This window comes from Bilifractor sp. LCP21S3_A7 (assembly GCF_052118825.1).
Classification (GTDB): domain Bacteria; phylum Bacillota; class Clostridia; order Lachnospirales; family Lachnospiraceae; genus Bilifractor.
In genome coordinates this window covers 1-904 of record NZ_JBQKGL010000028.1, presented here as the reverse complement: position 1 = coordinate 904, position 904 = coordinate 1, and the positions used below count along the sequence as shown (strand labels likewise).

At 46.8% G+C, this 904-nt stretch carries 2 rRNA genes; both read left to right on the top strand.

Annotation, left to right across the window (positions count from 1 at the left end):
• Positions 1-96, top strand: a 16S ribosomal RNA gene (locus ACTQ1O_RS14025); the annotation flags it as partial.
• Positions 97-262: 166 nt separating this feature from the next.
• Positions 263-380: ribosomal RNA gene (gene rrf, locus ACTQ1O_RS14020) — 5S ribosomal RNA — on the top strand.
• Positions 381-904: the final 524 nt, after the last annotated feature.

Genomic DNA, 904 nt, shown 5'->3' with positions numbered 1-904 from the left:
CCGCAAGGGAGGGAGCAGTCGAAGGCAGGGCCGGTAACTGGGGTGAAGTCGTAACAAGGTAGCCGTATCGGAAGGTGCGGCTGGATCACCTCCTTTCTAAGGAATGAATGAGTACGTGCATGAGCACTTAATGAGAACGACTGAAAGGGAGTTCGAATTTAGTGCGAGCCGTGCAGTGCCCTTAGCGAAGCGGAACGCTGAGCTTAGTAGCACTGCAGAGGATGTGTTTTACTGTTGAGTCGTCAATGTGATGACAAAACTTGCTGGTGGCGATGCGCCCGGGGGAGACACCCGTTCCCATTCCGAACACGATGGTTAAGACCCGGGCGGCCGAAAATACTATGCCGGAGACAGTATGGAAAGATAGGCGGCCGCCAGCATCCTTAAAACAATAAGCACAGGGTCCCTTCTTACAAGCTGTTGAAAAGAGTGGAAATCCCCTGTTACTGGGAAAGCAAAAGCTTTACCGGTGATACGAGCTGAAAAAGTTCTGAGATAACGGATTCGATTCATTATAGAATTGATGAAAGCCTGTTAAAGATCAGATCCCTTTCCGGCTGGTATGGCTGATAAAGCCAGATACGTACCTTGAAAACTGAATACACAAACGATTCCAAAAAGAAATCCAAAGCACAATCGAAAAATCAAAAGATTTTGAAATTGTTCACGAAGATAGGAAGACATCCGAGGCGTTACAAAGGAAGCAGAAATGATTCCGATGAACGTTTCATGGATAACATTCTTTTGCCGGAGTGTTATCCGAAATGCAATTTATGCAAAATGTGTTTTCAGGTCTACGCTAAGATCTGAAGGCACGGCCATTTTACAATAGGTCAAACATAAAGGGCGCAGGGCGGATGCCTTGGCACTGAGAGCCGAAGAAGGACGTGATTAACTGCGAAAA